The 1,904-nt window shown below is 65.9% G+C and carries 2 protein-coding genes and 1 pseudogene; all 3 read left to right on the top strand.

The window, feature by feature from the left end; translation table 11 throughout:
* On the top strand, positions 1–687 hold a 687-nt coding region (locus tag ENZ75_RS30415; protein ID WP_164888129.1), incomplete at its 5' end, for a phosphotransferase.
* Positions 684–1,412: a nucleotidyltransferase family protein gene (locus ENZ75_RS30410; RefSeq protein WP_013528329.1), complete on the top strand. Its 729-nt coding sequence runs from the start codon at positions 684–686 to the stop codon at positions 1,410–1,412. The genes ENZ75_RS30415 and ENZ75_RS30410, both read left to right, overlap by 4 nt.
* Positions 1,409–1,904: pseudogene (locus ENZ75_RS30405) on the top strand (double-strand break repair protein AddB); the annotation flags it as partial. The gene ENZ75_RS30410 and the pseudogene ENZ75_RS30405, both read left to right, overlap by 4 nt.

The raw sequence follows: 1,904 nt of genomic DNA, 5'->3' as shown, positions 1-1,904 counted from the left end.
GCGGCGGCCGAGCTGCTGGCCATGATGCATGGCAGGACCTGGCCGCAGCGCCTGGAAACAGGGCATGGCGGCTTCCACGATGTCCCGCCTTTCGACCGCGAGGCCATGATGATCGAGGCCGATCTGCTGGTCGACTGGTACGTGCCGGCAATAACGGGCAGCCCGGCAAGCGGTGCCTTGCGCGCCGGCTACCACAAGCAATGGGGCGCGCTCCTCGACCGGCTGCACGGCCGCGAATATACGCTGATGCTGCGCGACTTCCATTCGCCCAACATCATCTGGCGCGGCGACCGTTCAGGGCATGATCGGCTGGGCATCGTCGATTTCCAGGATGCGCTGATCGGCCCGTCCGCCTATGACGTCGCCTCGCTGGCCATGGACGCGCGTGTTACGATGTCGCCCGAGATCGAGAGAAAGACGCTGGATGCCTATGTCGCGGCGCGCCACGCAGCCGGTGCTTTCGACGAGGCAAGCTTCCTGGAATCCTACGCCATCATGGCGGCGCAACGAAATTCCAAGATCCTCGGCATCTTCGTCCGCCTCGAAAAGCGCGACGGCAAGCCCTATTATCTAAAACACCTGCCGCGCATTCGCGATTATCTGCGCCGGGCCTTGTCTCATCCGGCGCTGGCAAGCCTGCGCGAGTTCTACGACGCCCACGGTTTGCTGGAGGAGCGAGCGCTGTGACAGCAGGACCGGACACCGCCATCGTACTTGCCGCCGGCCTTGGCAAACGCATGCGGCCGATTACCGACACCATTCCCAAGCCGCTGGTCAGGATTGCCGGCAAGACGTTGCTCGACTGGAGCCTCGACAGCCTGGCTGCCGCCGGTGTCGCGAAGGCCGTGGTCAACGTCCACTATTTTCCCGAACAGATCCTCGCCCATGTCGCCGCGCGCCGCGCGCCAAAAATCGTCATTTCCGATGAGAGCGAACAACTGCTCGATTCCGCCGGCGGCATCGTCAAGGCGCTGCCGGAACTGGGCGAGCGACCCTTCTACATCCTCAATGCCGACACCTTCTGGATCGATGACGGTCCTCTCAATCTCCAGCGCCTCGCCCTTGCATGGGACGCGGCGAAAATGGATATTCTGCTGATGCTGGCGGATCTCCAACAGGCGACCGGACACTGCGGCAGCACCGATTTCCTGGTGGCGCCGGATGGCGGCTTGCGGCGTTCAAAGGGGGATCCGGCGGGGCTGATCTATGCCGGCGCGGCGATCGTCGATCCGCGCCTGTTCAAGGGCGCACCGGCCGGGCCGCACTCGCTCAACGCCTATTTCGATTCCGCCATCGCCGCAGGGCGCCTGTTCGGCATGCCCATGCATGGCCACTGGATCACCGTCGGCACGCCCGATGCCGTACCGCTCGCGGAAGCGGCGGTCGCCGGTGCGCTCATCGAGTCGCAATGAGCGGCTCCAGCCGCGTTTTCTCGATCCCGCCCGGAGCGCCGTTTCTGCCGACGCTTGCCGAGGCGCTGCTTGCCGGCCGTCTTGTTCCGGGGTTTCGATTCGACGGCGACCCGCTCGCTTTGGCCGATGCCACCATCTATGTGCCGACACGCCGTGCCGCGCGTGCCTTGCGGGGTGTCTTCGTCGACAGCCTGGCGGCACGCGGCGGCGGCGGCTCGGCGATCCTGCCGGTCATCCGGCCACTCGGCGAATTCGACGAGGATGAGGCTGCGTTCGAGACCGAGGCAGCGGCGGCCATCGATCTGGCGCCGCCGATTTCGGCAACCGAACGCCTGTTGCTGCTGACGCCGCTGGTGCGCGCCTGGAAACGCCGGCTGCCGGCGCATGTCGCCGCCCTTTTCGCCGAGGAGATCGTCATCCCGGCTTCCACCGCCGACGCGATCTGGCTGGCGCGCGATCTCGCCCGGCTGATGGACGAGATCGAGACGGAAG

This window comes from Mesorhizobium sp. M7A.F.Ca.CA.002.04.1.1 (genome assembly GCF_004022805.1).
Lineage (GTDB): Bacteria > Pseudomonadota > Alphaproteobacteria > Rhizobiales > Rhizobiaceae > Mesorhizobium > Mesorhizobium ciceri.
The sequence above is the reverse complement of the archived record's forward strand: the minus strand, read 5'-3'. Positions and strand labels throughout refer to the sequence as shown.